This is a genomic window from Klebsiella sp. CN_Kp088 (genome assembly GCF_040064335.1).
Classification (GTDB): domain Bacteria; phylum Pseudomonadota; class Gammaproteobacteria; order Enterobacterales; family Enterobacteriaceae; genus Klebsiella; species Klebsiella aerogenes.
This window is the reverse complement of record NZ_JBEAIQ010000001.1, coordinates 616,223-633,607: the sequence shown is the minus strand read 5'-3', so window position 1 is coordinate 633,607 and position 17,385 is coordinate 616,223. Positions and strand designations below refer to the sequence as shown.

Genomic DNA, 17,385 nt, shown 5'->3' with positions numbered 1-17,385 from the left:
GAGGCCCAGGGAATGCGCAACCTGCGAGTTTTTGAAGAATCATGGCCGCTTCACACGCCGTTTGTTATCTCTCGCGGCAGCCGCAGCGAGGCCAAAGTCGTGGTGGTGGAAATAGAAGAGGATGGGGTAAAAGGGGCCGGAGAATGTACGCCTTATCCGCGCTACGGGGAAAGCATCGCCTCGGTGATGGCGCAGATTATGGCGATCGGCGAGCAGCTTGAGCGCGGCGCTACCCGCGAGCAAGTGCAACAGCTACTGCCGGCTGGGGCCGCGCGCAACGCCGTCGACTGCGCGTTGTGGGATCTGGAGGCGCGCCGCGCGGGGAAAACGTTGCCGCAGCTGCTTGGCGTCAATCTGCCGCGCGAAGTGGTGACGGCGCAAACCGTGGTAATCGGCACGCCGGAACAGATGGCGGCCAGCGCCGCCGCGCTGTGGGAGAAAGGCGCGCGGCTGCTGAAGGTCAAGCTCGACGATCATTTGATTAGCGAGCGGCTGGTTGCTATTCGCGACGCGGTGCCGCAGGCGACGTTGATCGTTGATGCTAACGAAGCGTGGCGTGGCGAAGGTCTGGCGGCGCGCTGTCAGCTATTGGCCGATCTCGGCGTGGCGATGCTGGAGCAGCCGTTACCGGCCGGCGCGGATGAGGCGTTGGAAAACTTCATTCATCCGCTGCCGATCTGCGCCGATGAGAGCTGTCATACGCGGGAAAGCCTACCGGCGCTGCAGGGGCGCTACGAAATGGTCAACATTAAGTTGGATAAAACCGGTGGTCTGACCGAGGCATTGCTGTTGGCGCAGGAGGCTGAACGGCTGGGTTATAAGAGGATGCTGGGCTGTATGCTTTGTACTTCACGGGCCATTTCCGCCGCGCTGCCGCTGGCGCCGCTGGCCCGTTTTGCGGATCTCGATGGCCCGACCTGGCTGGCGGTAGATGTGGAACCGGCGCTGAAGTTCAGCACCGGCATGCTTCATCTGTGAGTGTGCCAGTGCAGTAAATCGGTCATCGCCGCGAGGTACTTTTCTGTCGCTTCGTCGGCGGAGACCGGCGGAAATTCGGCGGTAATGCACGGCAGGCCGATATCGGCGCACCAACTGCCAAAAGAGCCCGGCGTTTCGTAACCGACGCTGCCCACCAGCGGTAAATTAAAGGCCCCGGCGAGCCATTGTCCCAGCTCGCTGTGGCCGGGGTCCTCAATGCAGGCCAGCGGATCGTGGAAGGAGACTACCCACGCCGGATGGATCTGGTGGATCAGTTGGCACAGCGCCTGGGTTTCGGGCTCCGAACCGGGTTTTTCACCGGTCAGCAGAACCACATCACGCTCTTCGGCTGCACTATTCCAGCGATACACCGTTTCTCCCGCCTTCCAGTTAGCGGCCGGGAAATTACGGTTGAGATCGATACCGCGGGCGTTGGCGCGTAACCCTAGCTGACAGCCGTCAGGGTTGACCGTTAATACCACGTGATGGCGACGCAACTCCGGTTTTAGCGTGCGCAACGCGCAGGAGAGGGTGACGATCGACGAGTTTTCGTCGCCGTGCGTGCCGGCGATAATCAGACCGCTGCGGCTATCTGCCAGCGGAGCGGGGAACCACAGCAGCGGCGCGCCGAGATGCGACTGGCCGTAACGTTGCGTGCCTGGCGGGAAAGCGCCGCGCAGGGGACGAGGGCGTGAAACGGGCATAGGGTATCCTGTCATCAGGTTATTGTTAGCAGTGTTGTAGAAAAGCGTCCCGGAATCAAACGCTTTCCCTCTCTGGCGAAAAAACTCGTCATGTCAATTTTCTATCATAAGCCGTTTGCAATTTCAGGTGGGGAAACAAATAATTATCGCTCTGCCAGCACTGGTTTGTTCATTTAAAAGGGGATCTCATGAAGTATCCTGTCACATTGACATGCGGCGCGCTGTGGTTAGCCAGCGTTTCTTCTCTTGCCTGGGCGGCGGACGTGCCTCCGGGAACCGTATTAGCTGAAAAACAGCAGCTGGTACGCCATATAAAAGACGAGCCCGCTTCATTAGATCCCGCTAAAGCCGTCGGCCTGCCGGAAATTCAGGTTATCCGCGATCTGTTCGAAGGGCTGGTGAACCAGGACGCGAAAGGCAATATCATCCCTGGCGTGGCGACCCGCTGGCAGAGCAACGATAACCGCGTCTGGACCTTTACCCTGCGTGATAACGCGCGCTGGTCCGACGGCACCCCGGTGACGGCGCAGGATTTCGTCTATAGCTGGCAGCGGCTGGTGGATCCGAAAACCACCTCGCCATTTGCCTGGTTCGCCGCCTTGGCGGGTATCAGTAATGCGCAAAATATTATTGATGGTAAAGCAGCGCCGGACACCCTTGGGGTGACGGCGGTCGATGCCCACACGCTGCGCGTGCAGCTGGATAAACCGCTGCCGTGGTTCAGCAACCTGACCGCCAGCTTTGCGTTCTATCCGGTGCAGAAAGCCAACGTCGAAAGCGGCGCTAACTGGACGCGCCCGGGCAGCCTTATCGGCAACGGCGCCTATGTGCTGAAAGACCGGGTGGTGAATGAGAAGCTGGTTGTCGTGCCGAATACACAATACTGGGATAACGCCAAAACGGTGATTAAGCAGGTGACTTTCGTGCCGATTAACCAGGAATCTTCGGCGACCAAACGTTATCTGGCGGGTGATATCGATATCACCGAATCCTTCCCGAAAAATATGTATCAGAAGCTACTGAAGGATATTCCCGGACAGGTCTACACGCCGCCGCAGTTAGGTACCTATTATTACGCTTTCAATACCCAGAAAGGGCCAACCGCCGATGAGCGCGTGCGTCTGGCGTTAAGCATGACCATCGACCGGCGGATTATGGCGGAGAAAATCCTCGGTACCGGTGAGAAACCGGCCTGGCGGTTCACCCCTGACGTCACCGCAGGCTTTACCCCGCAGCCTTCGCAGTTTGAAAGCATGAGCCAGGCCGAGCTTAATGCCCAGGCTAAAGCGCTGCTATCGGCGGCAGGATATGGCCCGGACCGTCCGCTGAAGCTGACGCTGCTGTACAACACGTCGGAAAATCACCAGAAGATCGCCATCGCCGTGGCATCGATGTGGAAGAAAAACCTTGGTGTGGATGTGAAGCTACAAAACCAGGAGTGGAAGACCTATATCGATAGCCGTAATACCGGTAATTTTGACGTTATCCGCGCATCGTGGGTAGGGGATTACAACGAGCCGTCGACTTTCCTGTCGCTACTCACTTCTACTCATAGCGGTAATATCTCGCGCTTTAACGATCCGGCATACGATAAGATCCTCACCCAGGCGGCGCAGGAAACCTCGGAAAAAGCGCGTAACGATGATTACAATGCGGCAGAGAAAATCATCATGGCCAAAGCGCCTATTGCGCCGATATATCAGTATACCAACGGCCGCCTGATCAAGCCGTGGTTAAAAGGATACCCGATCACCAATCCGGAAGACGTGGCGTACAGCCGCACGATGTATATTGTGAAGCATTAATCAGTAGCGGTTGCCTGATGGCGTCAGGCAACCATCGCTAACCTCAGAACTGGCGCGGCTTACTGCGCCAGTTTCTCCTTCTGACCCACATCCGCCGTAGCAGAAAGCATCACTTTTCTGACGCATAGTTATCCTGCCGTATTTGGCGGGATAACAAATAAATATGTCACTAAAACTACGGCTTTCGGGTGCTGGCGCGAACTTGTAACGCTGAAGGTAATTCAATGAATTTATCCGTCGAATTACCCGCCAGCAGCTCCAGCAATGTTTGTCCTGCGAGGGTTCCCGTTTCACTCCAGGGGAATTCGACGGCAGTCAGCGCCGGTGAGCAAACGGCGGCAAGAGTCCCCCCGCTCAGGCTTGCCAGTGCCAGAGAGTCGGGCACTTTTTGCCCCGCGCCATGGCAGGCCATAATGCAACCGCAGGCGATTTCATCGGATGTGCAAATCAGCGCATCAAGCTCAGGCCAGGTGATACGAATATCGCCGAGCAGGTTCAGGCCGGTCGTAATGCCTGCCGGCAGGTGAGAGGTCACCACGCGATGCGGAGAGTGGTTAACGGAGAGCATCGCGCTGTTCCAACCGCTTAGTACCTGGCGAAACATAATGTTATTGGAAGCCGTGCAAAGCAGGCCGATATTTTTATATCCGGTCTGTACAAGCGATGTGACCAACTTTTTGATGGCTGCGGCATAGTCAACGCCAATACTGACCCAGCTCGCATCGCGATTGATGGCGCCAATCTCAACCACCGGCACGCCGGTGTTACTTATCATTTGCGAACAACTGCTGATGTTATCAATATTGAATTGAACAATCGCAGCCGGGTTGTAAGCGAGCATTTGCGCAAAAGCTTTTTCTTCACTCTGTCCACCCTGACCGGACTCGATAAACATCATGCTATAGCCCTGGGTCGTGAGCACGGTCTGTAGTGTTTCGGAGACGGCAAGAAAGCCCGGGGAGGAAAAAGAGGGAACCACGCCCATCACCAGACTGGAGTCAGCAGAGGCAAGGTTGCGGGCCTGCAGATTTGGCACATAGCCCAGCTCGCTTACTGCGGCTTCAATGCGTGTACGCAGTTCAGGATTCACTTTTTCAGGCATGCGTAACGCGCGTGACACGGTCATCGTGCTCACGCCGACCAGTTTTGCCACTTCAGCAAGCGTAATTTTACCGGTGTTTTTCCTGCGTTTTTCTCTCGCGCTATCGTCCGCTTCTAACGTCTGCACTGGTGTCCTCCTTTCGCCTGACTGGGCAGCCATTGTAAATGATGTTTGGCATTTTACGCATTGCCCAACTGCAAAGTAATGATAAGTATGGATAACAAAGTTAGCGGTAACAAGAATTTTAACATTGTTGCCATGTTAGCGCTAACTTTGAGATGAAGATCACGGTAAGCCGCGAAGAGATTCCACTATAGTAGGCTCACTTTCAATGCTATCGGGGAATTTATGATCACGACCTGGTTACCAACGGAAAATATCCAGATTGTGGATTCAGTCAGTGACTGGAAACAGGCAATTACGTTATCGGCTCAACCCTTATTGGTGAAAGAGGCGATTACTGAAAATTATATTCAGGCCATTTTTAACAGCCATGAAAAACTTGGTCCCTATTATGTTTTAGCGCCTGGTCTGGCGATGCCTCATGCTCGCCCGGAGCAAGGTGCAATTAAAAATGGTTTATCGCTTTTGCATATTAAAAAAGGCGTTTCTTTTGGCTCGGAAGAGAATGACCCTATTTACGTCGTGATTATGCTGTGTGCGCTTTCGGGAGATGAACACATCAACATGATTACAGCCCTGGCGGACATTTTTAGCGATGATGAACGACTCTCAGCACTGCTGAAAGCCTCATCAATGACGAAAATTCAAGCCGTTATCAATGGATAGTGAGGTAGAGATGAAAAAGGTTCTGATTGTTTGCGGTAACGGTTTAGGTAGTAGCTTTATCGTTGAAATGAACGTGAAAAAAATCATTACAGAGTTAAATAAAGAAGCAGAGGTTTCCCATACCGATCTGACTTCAGCAAAAAGCGAAACTGCCGATATTATTCTTAGCGCCAGGGATATAGCTGAACATCTGTCCAGCCATTCTGCCCAGGTTTTTGGTTTATCTAACCTGCTGGATAACAATAAAATCAAAGAAATTCTTTCCGAGAATCTCTGATTAATTATTTGCGGCCTTACGGAGTCATTCTATGCTGCAGTTTATTATTCATGATGTGTTGGGCACACCAGCAATACTGGTCGGTTTGTTTTCCCTGATCGGCTTATTATTGCAGAAAAAAGCAGTTTCCGACGTTATTTCCGGAACCCTCAAAACCATTATGGGGTTTGTGATATTAACATCCGGGGCGGCGATTGTCGCCACGACGTTAACGACGTTTAGCCAGCTGTTTGAGCACTCCTTCCATATTCAGGGTGTTGTCCCCAATACTGACGCCATGGCGGCGCTGGCGCAGAAAAACTACGGTACTGCGACAGCCATGATCATGGTGCTGGGGATGTTGTTTAACATTGTTCTTGCCCGCATTACGCCGCTGAAATACATCTTCCTGACAGGCCACCACACGCTGTATATGTCGGCGATGCTGGCTGTCATTCTCTCTGTCGGCGGTCTGTCGCCGTTCTGGGTGGTACTGGTGGGGGCGGTAATCCTCGGCATCATGATGGTGGTCTCTCCGGCTATTCTGCAGCCATTTACCCGCAAAATTACCGGCACTGATGACCTGGCGCTGGGCCACTTTGGTTCAACCGGGTATCTGCTGTCGGCGCTGGTGGGAAAAGCGATCGGTAAAGGCAGCCCGTCGATTGAAGAGCTGAAGGTGCCGAAAACGCTGAACTTCCTGCGTGACTCCTCGGTAGCTATCTCGCTGACGATGATGATTCTGTTCCTGATTCTGGTACTGGTCGCAGGTAAAGAGTTTGTTGAGACCAGCATCAGTGGTGGTCAGAACTTTATCATCTTCGCCATTATCCAGTCGCTGACCTTCGCGGCAGGCGTGTGGATCATCCTTGCGGGTGTTCGCATGATTATTGCCGAAATTGTTCCGGCCTTTAAAGGCATCGCCGACAAGCTGGTGAAAGACGCGAAACCGGCGCTCGACTGTCCAACCGTCTTTCCGTTCGCCCCGAACGCGGTGATCGTCGGCTTCCTGTCAAGTTTTGCCGCTGGTCTGGTGAGTATGTTCCTGTGTCCGCTGCTTGGCCTGAGCGTCATTGTTCCCGGCCTGGTGCCGCACTTCTTCTGCGGCGCGACGGCGGGCGTTTACGGCAACATCTGCGGCGGTCGTCGCGGCGCGGTGGTGGGGGCATTCGCTCACGGTCTGTTGATTTCTTTTTTGCCCGCGATTTTGCTGCCCCTGATGGGCGACCTTGGCTTTGCATCCACCACTTTTGGCGATGCGGACTTTGGCGTTGTTGGCATCATTCTTGGGCATGTCGTGTCACTGTTTAACTAACTAATTTTATAGAGGTGAGGTATGGCAGCTAAATTTTCGCCCTCGTTAATGTGTATGGATTTAACGCAATTCAGAGAGCAAATTACGGCAATGAACGGTCGGGCTGATTTTTATCACGTCGATATTATGGACGGTAACTATGTGAAGAATATTACGCTATCACCGTTTTTTATCGAAAACCTGAAAAAAATTACCGATGTGCCGATCGACGTACATCTGATGGTGAATCACCCGGAAGATATAATTCCAATGTGTATTGATGCCGGGGCCGATATTATCAGCTTCCACCCTGAGACGGCGAATAACAAAATATTCCGGCTGTTGAACCAGATTAAAGACGCGGGTCGTCGCTGCGGCGTAGTGTTGAACCCAGCTACTCCGGCGGATGCTATTAAAGAGTACGCGCACCTGCTGGATAAAGTGACCGTCATGTCGGTTGACCCGGGCTACGCAGGTCAGAAATTTATCCCAGAATCGCTCAATAAAATTAAACAGCTGATCGCGATGCGCGAAGTGCATGGTTACCACTATCTGACCGAAATTGATGGCTCCTGTAACGAGAAAACTTTTAATGTTATCTCCCAATCGGGCGTTGACGTCTTTATTGTGGGAACCTCGGGCCTGTTCTCCCTGGCGGATAATGTCAGCGATGCATGGGATAAAATGGTCGATATCTATCAACGCGAAATCGCTGCCTGAAAATTGCAGCGCGCTCAGCCGTATTGAGCCATTGCGCAGTGCAAAGTGTCTATTTAACCGGTCTGTCTCTTTGCCTTCGCGTTAGATTTATATGGTTGAGAGCGCTGTAACCCTTTTTATATCTGGAGTTCGCTTGCGACGCCTCGTCGTACGCTTGCGGATGCTATCTATTATGCTGTCCGGCCCCGACGGGTTTGGCAGACTACGTGGTGGCAGAAGCTGGTATCGCTGATTACAGATGATTATTTATGTTAACGAAGGTAACTTATGGACATTTCGAGTGTACTGAACGTAAAAAATATTAAATTAAACATGATGGCTAAGAGTAAGGAAGAAGCAATTGAAGAATTAGCCGACTTATTAGTACGTGATGGAGTTGTTATTAATAAAGATATTTTTCTGCAAGATGTTTGGTTACGCGAAGAACAGGGCTCCACTGGATTCGAAAATCATATAGCGATCCCTCATGGTAAATCCTCAGGCGTAGCCCGTACAGCATTGGCCATTGGACGAACCCAACATCATATCCCCTGGGAAACTATGGATGGTAGTGACGTTCGTTGTATTATTTTATTTGCTGTATGCCTGGAGGATCAAAATACCACCCACATCCGATTATTATCCCAGGTTTCAGGTTCACTTGCCGATGAAGAGATAGTAGGAAAATTACTGATGGAAGATTCCCCGCAGAAAATCATTGATCTTTTAAATGCTGAAGGTGCCAGCGCTTAATTTAATTATCATAGCATCGAAAACAATTAACCCTGGAGAATAGTTATGAATATTGTTGGAATTACAGCCTGCACTGTAGGTATTGCACACACTTATATTGCGCAAAAGAAAATTGAAATAGCAGCAAAAAAGGCCGGTCACAATGTCAAAATCGAAACGCAAGGCACTATAGGTATCGAGAATGTCTTGACCGCTGAAGAAATTGCACAAGCCGACATTGTTCTGTTAGCCGCCGATGTTAAAGTTTCAGGTGAAGAAAGATTTGCCGGGAAGAAAGTCGTCAAAGTACCAACGGAAATGGCAGTTAAATCACCAAATAAGCTTATTGAAAAGCTTGGTGAATTAGTCAATTCATAACACCTACCTATGCGTATCCTATATAAAATAAAGGGCGTAATTTATGAATATAAAAGAAATATGGAAAGCAGCAAACCCTAAAGGTCATCTGCTGACTGCCATCTCATTCTTGATTCCGATTGTCTGTGGTGCTGGGTTTATTATTGCCATCGGTATGGGTTTTGGCGGGACGGTTCAGGACACTTTAGTATCGGGTCAATTTGATCTGTGGCAGGCTTTCGCTACCATGGGAGCTAAGGCGCTCGGACTATTGCCCGTCGTTATTGCTATCGGAATTTCCGGTTCGATCGCAGGTAAGCCCGGTATTGCCCCTGGTTTTGTTGTCGGTCTGGCAGCTAATGCTATTGGTGCGGGTTTTATCGGGGGCATGATCGGTGGCTACATTTCCGGGTATATTGCTCTTGCTATCATTAAAAATGTGAAGGTTCCTGGCTGGGCCCGGGGTTTAATGCCGACATTGATTGTGCCATTTTTTGCATCCATTTTCAGTGCTCTGCTCATGGTCTATATCATCGGCACGCCTATTGGTATTTTTACCGATGCACTCACATCGTTCCTGAGAAGTATGGGAACTTCATCTAATTTAGTATTAGGTGCTGTTATTGGGGCGTTGTGTATCGTTGACTTTGGTGGGCCGATCAATAAAACGTGCTTTGCATTCGTCTTAACTCTCCAGGCACAGGGTATAAATGAGCCAGTTACGGCCCTTCAGTTAGTCAACACGGCAACACCTATCGGTTTTGGGCTTGCATTTTTTATCGCCAAACTGCTTCGCAAAAATATCTATAATAACGAAGAAATCGAAATGTTAAAGTCGGCGGTTCCTATGGGGGTAGTGAATATTGTTGAAGGGTCTATCCCTATAGTGATGAATGATATCGTTCGCGGTATTGCAGCAGCGGCCATCGGCGGTGCTTGTGGTGGTGCAATCACCATGGTGTATGGTGCGGATGCAACTGTACCTTTTGGCGGGGTATTGATGCTCCCAACAATGTCAAATCCCATGGCAGGTATTATGGCATTGATAGTTAATATATTAGTAACAGCAACCATTTATGCTGTCATCAAAAAAGATGTTCCTCGCGATGTTGTTATCAATAACGATCAAGAAGAGGAAGATATCAACTTCGATGATATTAAGATTAGTTAGATATATGCATAATGGCATGCCGTAACATGATGTCGCGTTCACAATGAATGTTATTATTATCGCGACATATATTATTTCTGCATTCTGTTCTTATCGCCACGAGTAACAAATGGGTCGCCATGGTGGCCTATTTGTTACAGGCATGTTATCAGAATTACTTAAAAAGACTATCTAATAATCAATTACGGCCCTGACGATTAACCTTGGGTGAAGAGCATGAGTGTAAAAAGCAGCAATATTTTGTGGTTCACTCTTACTCGTCGTTTCCATATCCGGCATTAATTCAATACGTTCGCCGCTCTGTAGCGTTGCGCCAATCAACCTGCCTGTATTTATGAATTCGCTGCATAGGTCAAATCAGAAATGACAGACTAATCATGGTGGTGTTTCCGGCCTAAAATGGTGTTTTAACATGACAGGGGCCTTGCCGTGAAATATTCAGTATTAAGTAACAACCTCAGAATGCCGATGGTCGGCTTTGGCGTGTTTAAGGTTACCGATAAAGAAGAGTGTAAGCAGTCGGTATTATGCGCTATTCGTACCGGTTATCGCCTGATTGATACCGCTGCCATCTACGCCAATGAAGATGCCGTGGGTGACGCGGTTCGCGAGGCCATCGCTGAAGGGTTGTGTACCCGTGAGGAGTTATTTATCACGTCGAAACTGTGGGTTCAGGACATGGCCAACGGTGATGTGGCTAAAGCCGGTATTGAGGCGTCGCTGAAAAAATCGGGCCTGGAGTATTTTGATCTCTATTTATTGCATCAGGCCATGGGCGATTATTTCAGCGCCTGGCGCGCGCTGGAAGAGGCTTATGAAGCCGGTAAACTGAAAGCCATCGGCGTGTCCAACTTCTACGCTCACGTGTTAGTTAATTTCTGTGAAACCGTCAGAATTAAGCCCATGGTGAACCAGGTCGAATTACATCCTTATTTTGCGCAACCCGCCGCGCTGGAAACCATGAAGCGCTATAACGTTCAGCCCGAAGCCTGGGCGCCGTTAGGCGGCGGGAGACATAAACCGTATGAAAATGAAATGCTGCAGGGGATTGCCGCTGCCCATCAAAAAACCATCGCCCAGGTTATTCTGCGCTGGAACGTGCAGCGCGGCGTCACGGTAATTCCTAAATCCACCCGGCAGGAACGTATTGCAGAAAACTTTGATCTCTGGGATTTCTCCCTAACCGATAGCGAAATGGCGCTAATTAGTGCACTGGATTTAGGCTATGTGGGTGAAGCGGTGAAACATTTTAATCCGGAATTTGTACGTGGTTGTCTGGGCGTTAAAAAGCAGTAAAAAAGTCATAACGAGACGGTGGGGGAACCCACCGTCCTGATATAAACATTGCCAATCCACAGATCTTCGCTTTCTTCTTACCGGGTTAATCTGCGCCAGGTTGACTATAAAAGACGTTCATCAAACTAATCAGCACGTAGCTCGCCAGCCTCCCAACTATAAACATCCGTGCCAATTAACGAGTCGCCAAACTCTTGATAATCGAAATGATAAAATTCAGCGCTGGCGCCGTAGCCTGAGTAGTCTACTGCCGCAAGACCTACAAATGCACCGGTAAAGAACCCGCCATAGCTTTGCAGAACATAGTCATCGGAAAGGACTGCGGCATCGAAAACTACCGGAATTTCAATAAACTCGGCGCCGTCAAAACTATACTCATAGCTATAGGTCTGCTTCCTGACTTTCGTCCGTAACCACACGTATTCGACGTCGTCAGGAATCTTAATTGCGTTATCTTTCAGGTACGAAGTATATTTTCCACGATTGTTCTCGGCAACCTCGATGACTCTGCCGTTAATTTCATTCCAGGTTACAAAAGCAAAACTCCAGTGACGGTCGTTGTAGTAATTGGTTAATCCGGCCATTTGTTGGTAGCTGAAAGGATTAAAAGCGACTTTAACTTCAGCATTAAAGTAAAAGGCTTGCCAGCGGCGGGCAATCAACGACAAATCATGCGTATTCGCTAATGATCCCTGGCCGATTAAGGTAAGCTTTCCGTCGCCTGTGGTACCCATCTTTTCGGTAAACGGTACCCGCAGGGTATTCCAGTTGAGATTAAGCGCTGGCGTAGTAAATTCATCGTGCTGGCTATTATCTTTCGCGCTTTCGGTATAAATGGCGTCTTTCGGGCCCTCGACAAACGTTTTACCGCCGTGACCGCCTTCAATACGCGGCCAGCCATCTTCATCCCAATATACTTTTTGGATGGCCGTTTCCCGGCCAAGGGTAGACCAGCCGCGAGGATCATAAATAGACTCGCCTGGGCGATTCCACGGACGAGCGCAGAGCGAAGCATAATACCATTCGCCTTCGGGCGTCGAAACCAAAGCGCCGTGTCCTTGTTTCTGGATATAGCTGTCAGGGGTATCAACGTTAGTTAAAAATACCTCGCCAGGCTCTGTTTCGAAGCTGTCGGCGTTTAATGTCTTGGAACGGGCTACCACCTCCTGATGAGTAAAAACTGTCCCCCCCTGAGCGGCAAAGAGATAGTAATAACCGTTCAGTTTATAGAGATGAGGTCCCTCGACGAGCGCCACTGCGGTACCGCGATAGATGGTACGCGCGGTTTCCGGCATTAATTTTAAAGTTGTTGTATCAAGCTCTGTTAAGGTAATCCCATCAAAAGGATGGTGATACTCCCGATGATCCCACGTCTGTTGCACAATATATTTACGGCCATCATCGTCATGGAAAAGTGAAGCATCGAAACCCACGCCATTCAGTTTTATCGGCGCACTCCACGGGCCGCGAATATCTGTTGCGGTGGTCAGGTAGTTTGTCATGTCTTTAAAGGCACCTTCGGTGACTTTCACATCGGTATACACTAACCAGAATTTACCATCCGCATAAGAGAGCGCCGGAGCCCAAATGCCGCCTGAAGACGGATTCCCCTTCATATCTAAGAGGGTAGTGGTTGACAATGGCGACGGCAGAAGATTCCAGTGCTTCAGATCTTTTGATTCATGTAAACGAACGCCAGGAAACCACTCAAATGTCGAGTTGGCGATATAGTAGGTGTCCTCAACACGGATAATACTAGGGTCGGCATTAAAACCACGTAATATAGGGTTTTGGATAAGGGACATATTATTACACCTTTATAAATTTAAAGTTTACTCTGTATTGGATTTACACCCGAATCTCATCAAGCTGGCGGTTAATGTCGCTGACGTGTTTGTCTGAGATGGGATAAATTTGCATGACAATCATTGATACAATCGCTAAGGCGATGGGGATCCAGACCGCTGTCATCATAATCCCATCGATAGCGCTCGCGCTTTGCTGCGCGCCGGTTTCATTAAATCCATAGACGGCCAGCAGCCACAGAGGAATGGCGCCGCCAATGGTAAAGCCAATCTTGAAAAACAGGCCCATAATGGCATTAATAATTGCTGCATTTCGCTTACCAGACTTTAATTCACCATAAGCAATAACTTCAGGAACCAGCGCCCACATAAATCCGGTGGCTGAGGTTAAGCCCCACTGTTTAATGAATGTGGCGATGTAAGCAAGCCACAGCGCATCGTGCATGCCTTCACGCGACCAGACGTAAGTTAATAATTCACCGGCAATAAACATTCCCAGGAAAATGTGGAAGAAGCCTTTTTTACCAAAAATCTTTTTTAGTTTTGGCCAAAATATGGGGAACGCAATGCCGGGTATAGAGGCGACCAGCCCAACGGCGCCCATCCATTCGGAGTGACCAACAACATACTGATTGAAAAAGCCGTTAACCGTGTTCATAAAGAACATGAAGGTAAAGGCCAGCATGAAAAACAATCCAAGAATGACGAGTGGACGATTATTTTTAAGTTCAAGGAACAGATCGGTTGTTTTAACGTTGGCGGTCTGTTCCGCGGTCGCAACAACGCGTTCTTTAGTGAATTTATAGCAAATGAAAAGTGCCACCGCACCTAATAACATATACACGGAGTAGACGCCGAACCAGGCGTAATTTGCTGATGGATCGGTATAGTTTCCCAGATTGAGTTCTATGCCAAAAAAACCGGTATCCTTCAGGCTACGGTCTTTTGGTGAGGCCATTTGCACGAACATCGGAAAAAGGGTATACACCAGAAGATTGGCGCTATTAGCCAGCATCATTCGCGTACTGGTTAATTTATCAATAGATTCCGGATCTCTTGTCAGTGAGGCATTAAGAGAACCATAAGGGATATTCACCAGGGAGTAGACTAAATCCAGCGCTAAATAAATGATAAAGGCGAACGGTACGGAACCTCTCACGCCAGGAATGGGAGCAAAAAGCAAAGCGGAAAGGATCACCAGCGGCACGCCGGCTCTTAACAGCCAGGGACGGTATTTACCCGCGACTGACGTCCTTTTGTCTACATAGGTTCCAACCATCGGATCCCAAAACACATTGATTATTCGTACGAAAAGAAAAATGAACCCCGCAGTGGCCGTACTGATCGTATTCACCGTCAACATATGTAGAGCAAGAAAGCCGCCTATTGTGCCGAAAACCAGGTTTTGCGCAAAATCGCCCATCCCGTAGCCAATACGTTCCCCACGAGTTAACTTATGATATTCATCATTGCGACTTTGCATTATTTTTTTACCCATTCTGAGTAGACTCCGGTTTGTTGTGTGAGTGTGAAACACTTTCTGACACAAATGATCTCGAAGAATCTATTACGTTTTTAAATTAATTAATTATGTTTTTTTACTTCTGTGATCCTCAGAGCAACAGCCACTTGACACAATCTATGTACTCTATATGGATTTTCTCGCATTAAATATTTGAAAGTAATATTTGCGAGGTGGCTCACATTTGAGTGTTTTCTCAATCGCTGAGTGAAATATCGTAATTGAGCAACCGGTTTATAGAATACAGGATGTGTCATAGTTGTTACATTTCTTACATTCACCAATGTCGGAGGTATTATGCCATCTTAGTTTAGGCGGATAACTATCAAGGGTTTTACTCACCATATAATGATGCCCACGCGGCAGAATCACTGTGGCGATGATTTTCTATCAGCGCTAATCATTAATTTCGATTGTGGAGAAAGAATTACGATACTAATTTAAAACCTCTGTAACGGTACAAAATAAAAATAAATTGTTCTCACAGTAGCGACATATTCTGCGTAGCCAGAGTAAGGTTGTTATTGTCTGAATAAAATTAACCTCTATTGAGATAATGATGACAATGATTAGAAAGCTTCCATTAACTATGGCGGTTATCGCCGCGTTTTCTCCGTTTACCTCTGTAATAGCCCAAGAATTTACCCAGGAACAGATCGACGCCATCGTCGCGAAAGCCGTCGATAAAGCGCTGGCCGACCGCCAGGCTAAAATCGACGCTGCGGCCGATAAAAAGGTCGACGTGATGACCAACCCGCAAACCACCGCCGCTTCGCCGGATCTGGCGATCCCTTTCGGCCTGAAATTTAGCGGCTACGCCCGCTATGGCGCCCATTTCCAGACCGGCGACCAGAAATATGTCGGCGTCGACGGCTCCTATAACGGTGCCTCGGCGATTGGCCGTCTCGGTAACGAAAGCAACGGCGGCGAATTCCAGATCAGCAAAGCGTTCAAAAGCGCGCAGGGGGCCATCTGGGATCTCAACGTCATGTTTGACCACTGGAGCGACGAGGTTAACCTGAAAAAAGCCTACGTCGGCGTCACCAACGTCCTCGAATCCAACCCCAACGCCTATATCTGGGCCGGCCGCGATTTCCACCAGCGCCCGCAACAGGGGATCAACGACTACTTCTGGATGAACCACGACGGCCAGGGCGCGGGGGTGAAGAACTTCGATATCGGCGGCGTGCAGTTCGACGTGGCGACGGTGTCGCAGGTGAAATCCTGTAGCCCGGAAGTGATGGCCGATGAGACCAACCCGTCGCGCATCACCTGTACCGGCAGCTCCGATACCGGCGACAACGGCCACTACGCGCTGACCACCAAAACCCACAACATCAAGGCCGGACCGATCGACGTCGAGGTGTACGCCAACTACGGCTTCGACTCAAAAGCGGTGGACAGCGACGCGCGCCTCGATGCCTGGCAGGGCGGGCTGGTGCTGAGCCACACCAACGACAGCGGGGTGAACAAAGTGATCCTGCGCTACTCCGACAACTCGGATAACAGCGTCTACAACAAAACCGACGACCTGACCACGGTCTACGCCAGCTTCGAGGGCAGCCATAAATTCACCCAGCAGGCGCAGATCGAGTATCTGCTGGCCTTCCACGACTACGACAACGGCAAGGATAATACCGACAACCGTAAAAACTACGGCGCGATCGTCCGGCCAATGTACTTCTGGAACGATGTGCACTCGACCTGGCTGGAAGCGGGCTACCAGCGCGTTGACTACGACCAGGGCGGGGATAACCACGGCTGGAAGCTGACGTTGTCGCAGAACATCGCCATCGGCATGGGTCCGGAGTTCCGCCCGATGCTGCGCTTCTATGTTACCGGCGGCCAGGTGAATAACGAGCACACCGCGAAAGTAGACGGCACCAGCGACGAGCGGTTGGATTCGCTGAACATCGGCGGTATGTTTGAGGCGTGGTTCTGAGAGAATGCGTTTACGGGAATACCAGACTGGCCTATGCCAGTCTGGTAGTTTTTGGCGCCCAGAACGCTATTTTATTAACGTCTCTATTAATACTTCCTTTTAATAATTCATTTATTAAAAGGAATGAGTTTATTTCGACGCTGAAAGTTGAATTTATAATATTTAAATAGTTTCCATCTGTGATTGAGTAAATTACATATTGGTTGTCGTGTTGAGATTGCATGAGTTATTGGTTGAAATTATTGCTTACCAGCGATATTGATCTATGCCAATTAAATGACTCGTTATCTCTGGATCTTCGTATCTGCTGGTTGATATATTGCCCTGGTTTCTTTAAACATAACGTTGTGAATAAAACGAAATTTACTCCACAATCATTCCTTAAGGAAAAGGGACCGCTATGGCTGATTCATTCCAGAATGAGGTGCCGAAGGCACGTATTAATTTAAAATTATCCTTACATACCGGGGGGGCGCAGAAGAAGGTTGAACTACCGCTTAAATTGCTCACCGTTGGTGATTTCAGTAATGGAAAAGAGCATCGACCATTGGCCGAGCGCCAGAAAATAGATATCAATAAGAATAATTTTAATAGCGTACTTTCTGAATTTAACCCAGAGATCAATCTCACCGTTGAGAATACTCTGGCCAGTGATAACTCAGAAGACAATGTTAAACTGCGTTTTTCCGATATAAAAGACTTTGAGCCCGAACAGGTTGCCCGGCAAATCCCTCAACTCCGCGCCATGCTGGCGATGCGTAATTTATTACGCGATCTCAAATCGAACCTGCTAGATAACGCTACTTTCAGAAAAGAGCTTGAGAGAATCCTTAAAGATCCAGCTCTGTCCAGCGAATTACGCGCCGAAATGAGTGCCCTTGCCGGGAAGTAAACGGCGGTCATCTCTTTTAATGGATTAACCGGGAATATGCT

17 protein-coding genes and 1 pseudogene are annotated in these 17,385 nt (G+C 49.4%); 13 read left to right on the top strand and 5 right to left on the bottom strand.

The window, feature by feature from the left end:
• Positions 1–12: 12 nt before the first annotated feature.
• Positions 13–978, top strand: a complete 966-nt coding sequence (gene ycjG, locus ABLV08_RS03045) for an L-Ala-D/L-Glu epimerase (protein WP_015705659.1) — start codon at positions 13–15, stop codon at positions 976–978.
• On the opposite strand, the gene mpaA is transcribed toward ycjG, so the two are convergent.
• Entirely contained in the window at positions 969–1,682 is a 714-nt protein-coding gene (mpaA, locus tag ABLV08_RS03040; RefSeq protein ID WP_015366282.1) for a murein tripeptide amidase MpaA, read from the bottom strand. The genes ycjG and mpaA overlap by 10 nt on opposite strands.
• Before the next feature lie 90 nt (positions 1,683–1,772).
• Here mpaA and ABLV08_RS03035 point away from each other — a divergent pair.
• A pseudogene (locus tag ABLV08_RS03035) lies at positions 1,773–1,835 on the top strand (hypothetical protein); the annotation flags it as partial.
• 35 nt (positions 1,836–1,870) lie between these two features.
• A complete protein-coding gene (locus ABLV08_RS03030; RefSeq protein ID WP_020078609.1) occupies positions 1,871–3,487 on the top strand; it encodes an ABC transporter substrate-binding protein in 1,617 nt (538 codons plus the stop codon).
• Here the strand turns inward: ABLV08_RS03030 and ABLV08_RS03025 are convergent, their stop codons facing one another.
• Both ABLV08_RS03025 and ABLV08_RS03020 read right to left on the bottom strand, forming a co-directional pair.
• On the bottom strand, positions 3,488–3,613 hold the full coding sequence (locus ABLV08_RS03025; protein WP_348855548.1) for a hypothetical protein: 126 nt from the start codon (positions 3,611–3,613) through the stop codon (positions 3,488–3,490). It abuts the gene before it with no gap.
• 49 nt (positions 3,614–3,662) lie between these two features.
• Entirely contained in the window at positions 3,663–4,715 is a 1,053-nt protein-coding gene (locus ABLV08_RS03020) for a LacI family DNA-binding transcriptional regulator (protein ID WP_075205559.1), read from the bottom strand.
• 222 nt (positions 4,716–4,937) lie between these two features.
• Here ABLV08_RS03020 and ABLV08_RS03015 point away from each other — a divergent pair, with 222 nt between their 5' ends.
• The 8 genes from ABLV08_RS03015 to ABLV08_RS02980 all read left to right on the top strand — a co-directional run bounded on the left by ABLV08_RS03015 (position 4,938) and on the right by ABLV08_RS02980 (position 11,183).
• On the top strand, positions 4,938–5,378 hold the full coding sequence (locus ABLV08_RS03015; RefSeq protein ID WP_063422116.1) for a PTS sugar transporter subunit IIA: 441 nt from the start codon (positions 4,938–4,940) through the stop codon (positions 5,376–5,378).
• Between the two features lie 10 nt (positions 5,379–5,388).
• The gene (locus ABLV08_RS03010; RefSeq protein WP_015366287.1) at positions 5,389–5,655 is read left to right on the top strand and encodes a PTS sugar transporter subunit IIB; all 267 of its coding nucleotides are present in this window, start codon (positions 5,389–5,391) and stop codon (positions 5,653–5,655) included.
• A gap of 31 nt (positions 5,656–5,686) precedes the next feature.
• On the top strand, positions 5,687–6,949 hold the full coding sequence (locus ABLV08_RS03005; RefSeq protein ID WP_015366288.1) for a PTS ascorbate transporter subunit IIC: 1,263 nt from the start codon (positions 5,687–5,689) through the stop codon (positions 6,947–6,949).
• Between the two features lie 21 nt (positions 6,950–6,970).
• Positions 6,971–7,648: a D-allulose 6-phosphate 3-epimerase gene (gene alsE / locus ABLV08_RS03000; protein ID WP_015366289.1), complete on the top strand. Its 678-nt coding sequence runs from the start codon at positions 6,971–6,973 to the stop codon at positions 7,646–7,648.
• A 267-nt stretch (positions 7,649–7,915) separates the two neighbouring features.
• Positions 7,916–8,380 (top strand): PTS sugar transporter subunit IIA, encoded by a 465-nt coding sequence (locus ABLV08_RS02995; RefSeq protein WP_126337813.1) that lies wholly within the window; start codon positions 7,916–7,918, stop codon positions 8,378–8,380.
• A 45-nt stretch (positions 8,381–8,425) separates the two neighbouring features.
• Positions 8,426–8,737 (top strand): PTS fructose transporter subunit IIB, encoded by a 312-nt coding sequence (locus ABLV08_RS02990; protein WP_126034178.1) that lies wholly within the window; start codon positions 8,426–8,428, stop codon positions 8,735–8,737.
• Between the two features lie 43 nt (positions 8,738–8,780).
• Positions 8,781–9,887 (top strand): PTS fructose transporter subunit IIC, encoded by a 1,107-nt coding sequence (locus ABLV08_RS02985; RefSeq protein ID WP_015366291.1) that lies wholly within the window; start codon positions 8,781–8,783, stop codon positions 9,885–9,887.
• A gap of 429 nt (positions 9,888–10,316) precedes the next feature.
• Positions 10,317–11,183, top strand: a complete 867-nt coding sequence (locus ABLV08_RS02980) for an aldo/keto reductase (RefSeq protein WP_032711803.1) — start codon at positions 10,317–10,319, stop codon at positions 11,181–11,183.
• Between the two features lie 125 nt (positions 11,184–11,308).
• Here the strand turns inward: ABLV08_RS02980 and ABLV08_RS02975 are convergent, their stop codons facing one another.
• On the bottom strand, positions 11,309–12,988 hold the full coding sequence (locus tag ABLV08_RS02975; protein WP_348855547.1) for a glycoside hydrolase family 43 protein: 1,680 nt from the start codon (positions 12,986–12,988) through the stop codon (positions 11,309–11,311).
• A gap of 43 nt (positions 12,989–13,031) precedes the next feature.
• Positions 13,032–14,471, bottom strand: coding sequence for an MFS transporter (locus tag ABLV08_RS02970; RefSeq protein ID WP_162184131.1), 1,440 nt, complete (start codon positions 14,469–14,471; stop codon positions 13,032–13,034).
• A 598-nt stretch (positions 14,472–15,069) separates the two neighbouring features.
• Between ABLV08_RS02970 and ABLV08_RS02965 the strand changes: the two genes are divergently transcribed.
• On the top strand, positions 15,070–16,452 hold the full coding sequence (locus ABLV08_RS02965) for a carbohydrate porin (RefSeq protein ID WP_142689125.1): 1,383 nt from the start codon (positions 15,070–15,072) through the stop codon (positions 16,450–16,452).
• A 400-nt stretch (positions 16,453–16,852) separates the two neighbouring features.
• On the top strand, positions 16,853–17,344 hold the full coding sequence (tssB, locus tag ABLV08_RS02960; RefSeq protein WP_045363134.1) for a type VI secretion system contractile sheath small subunit: 492 nt from the start codon (positions 16,853–16,855) through the stop codon (positions 17,342–17,344).
• The last annotated feature ends 41 nt before the right edge of the window (positions 17,345–17,385 follow it).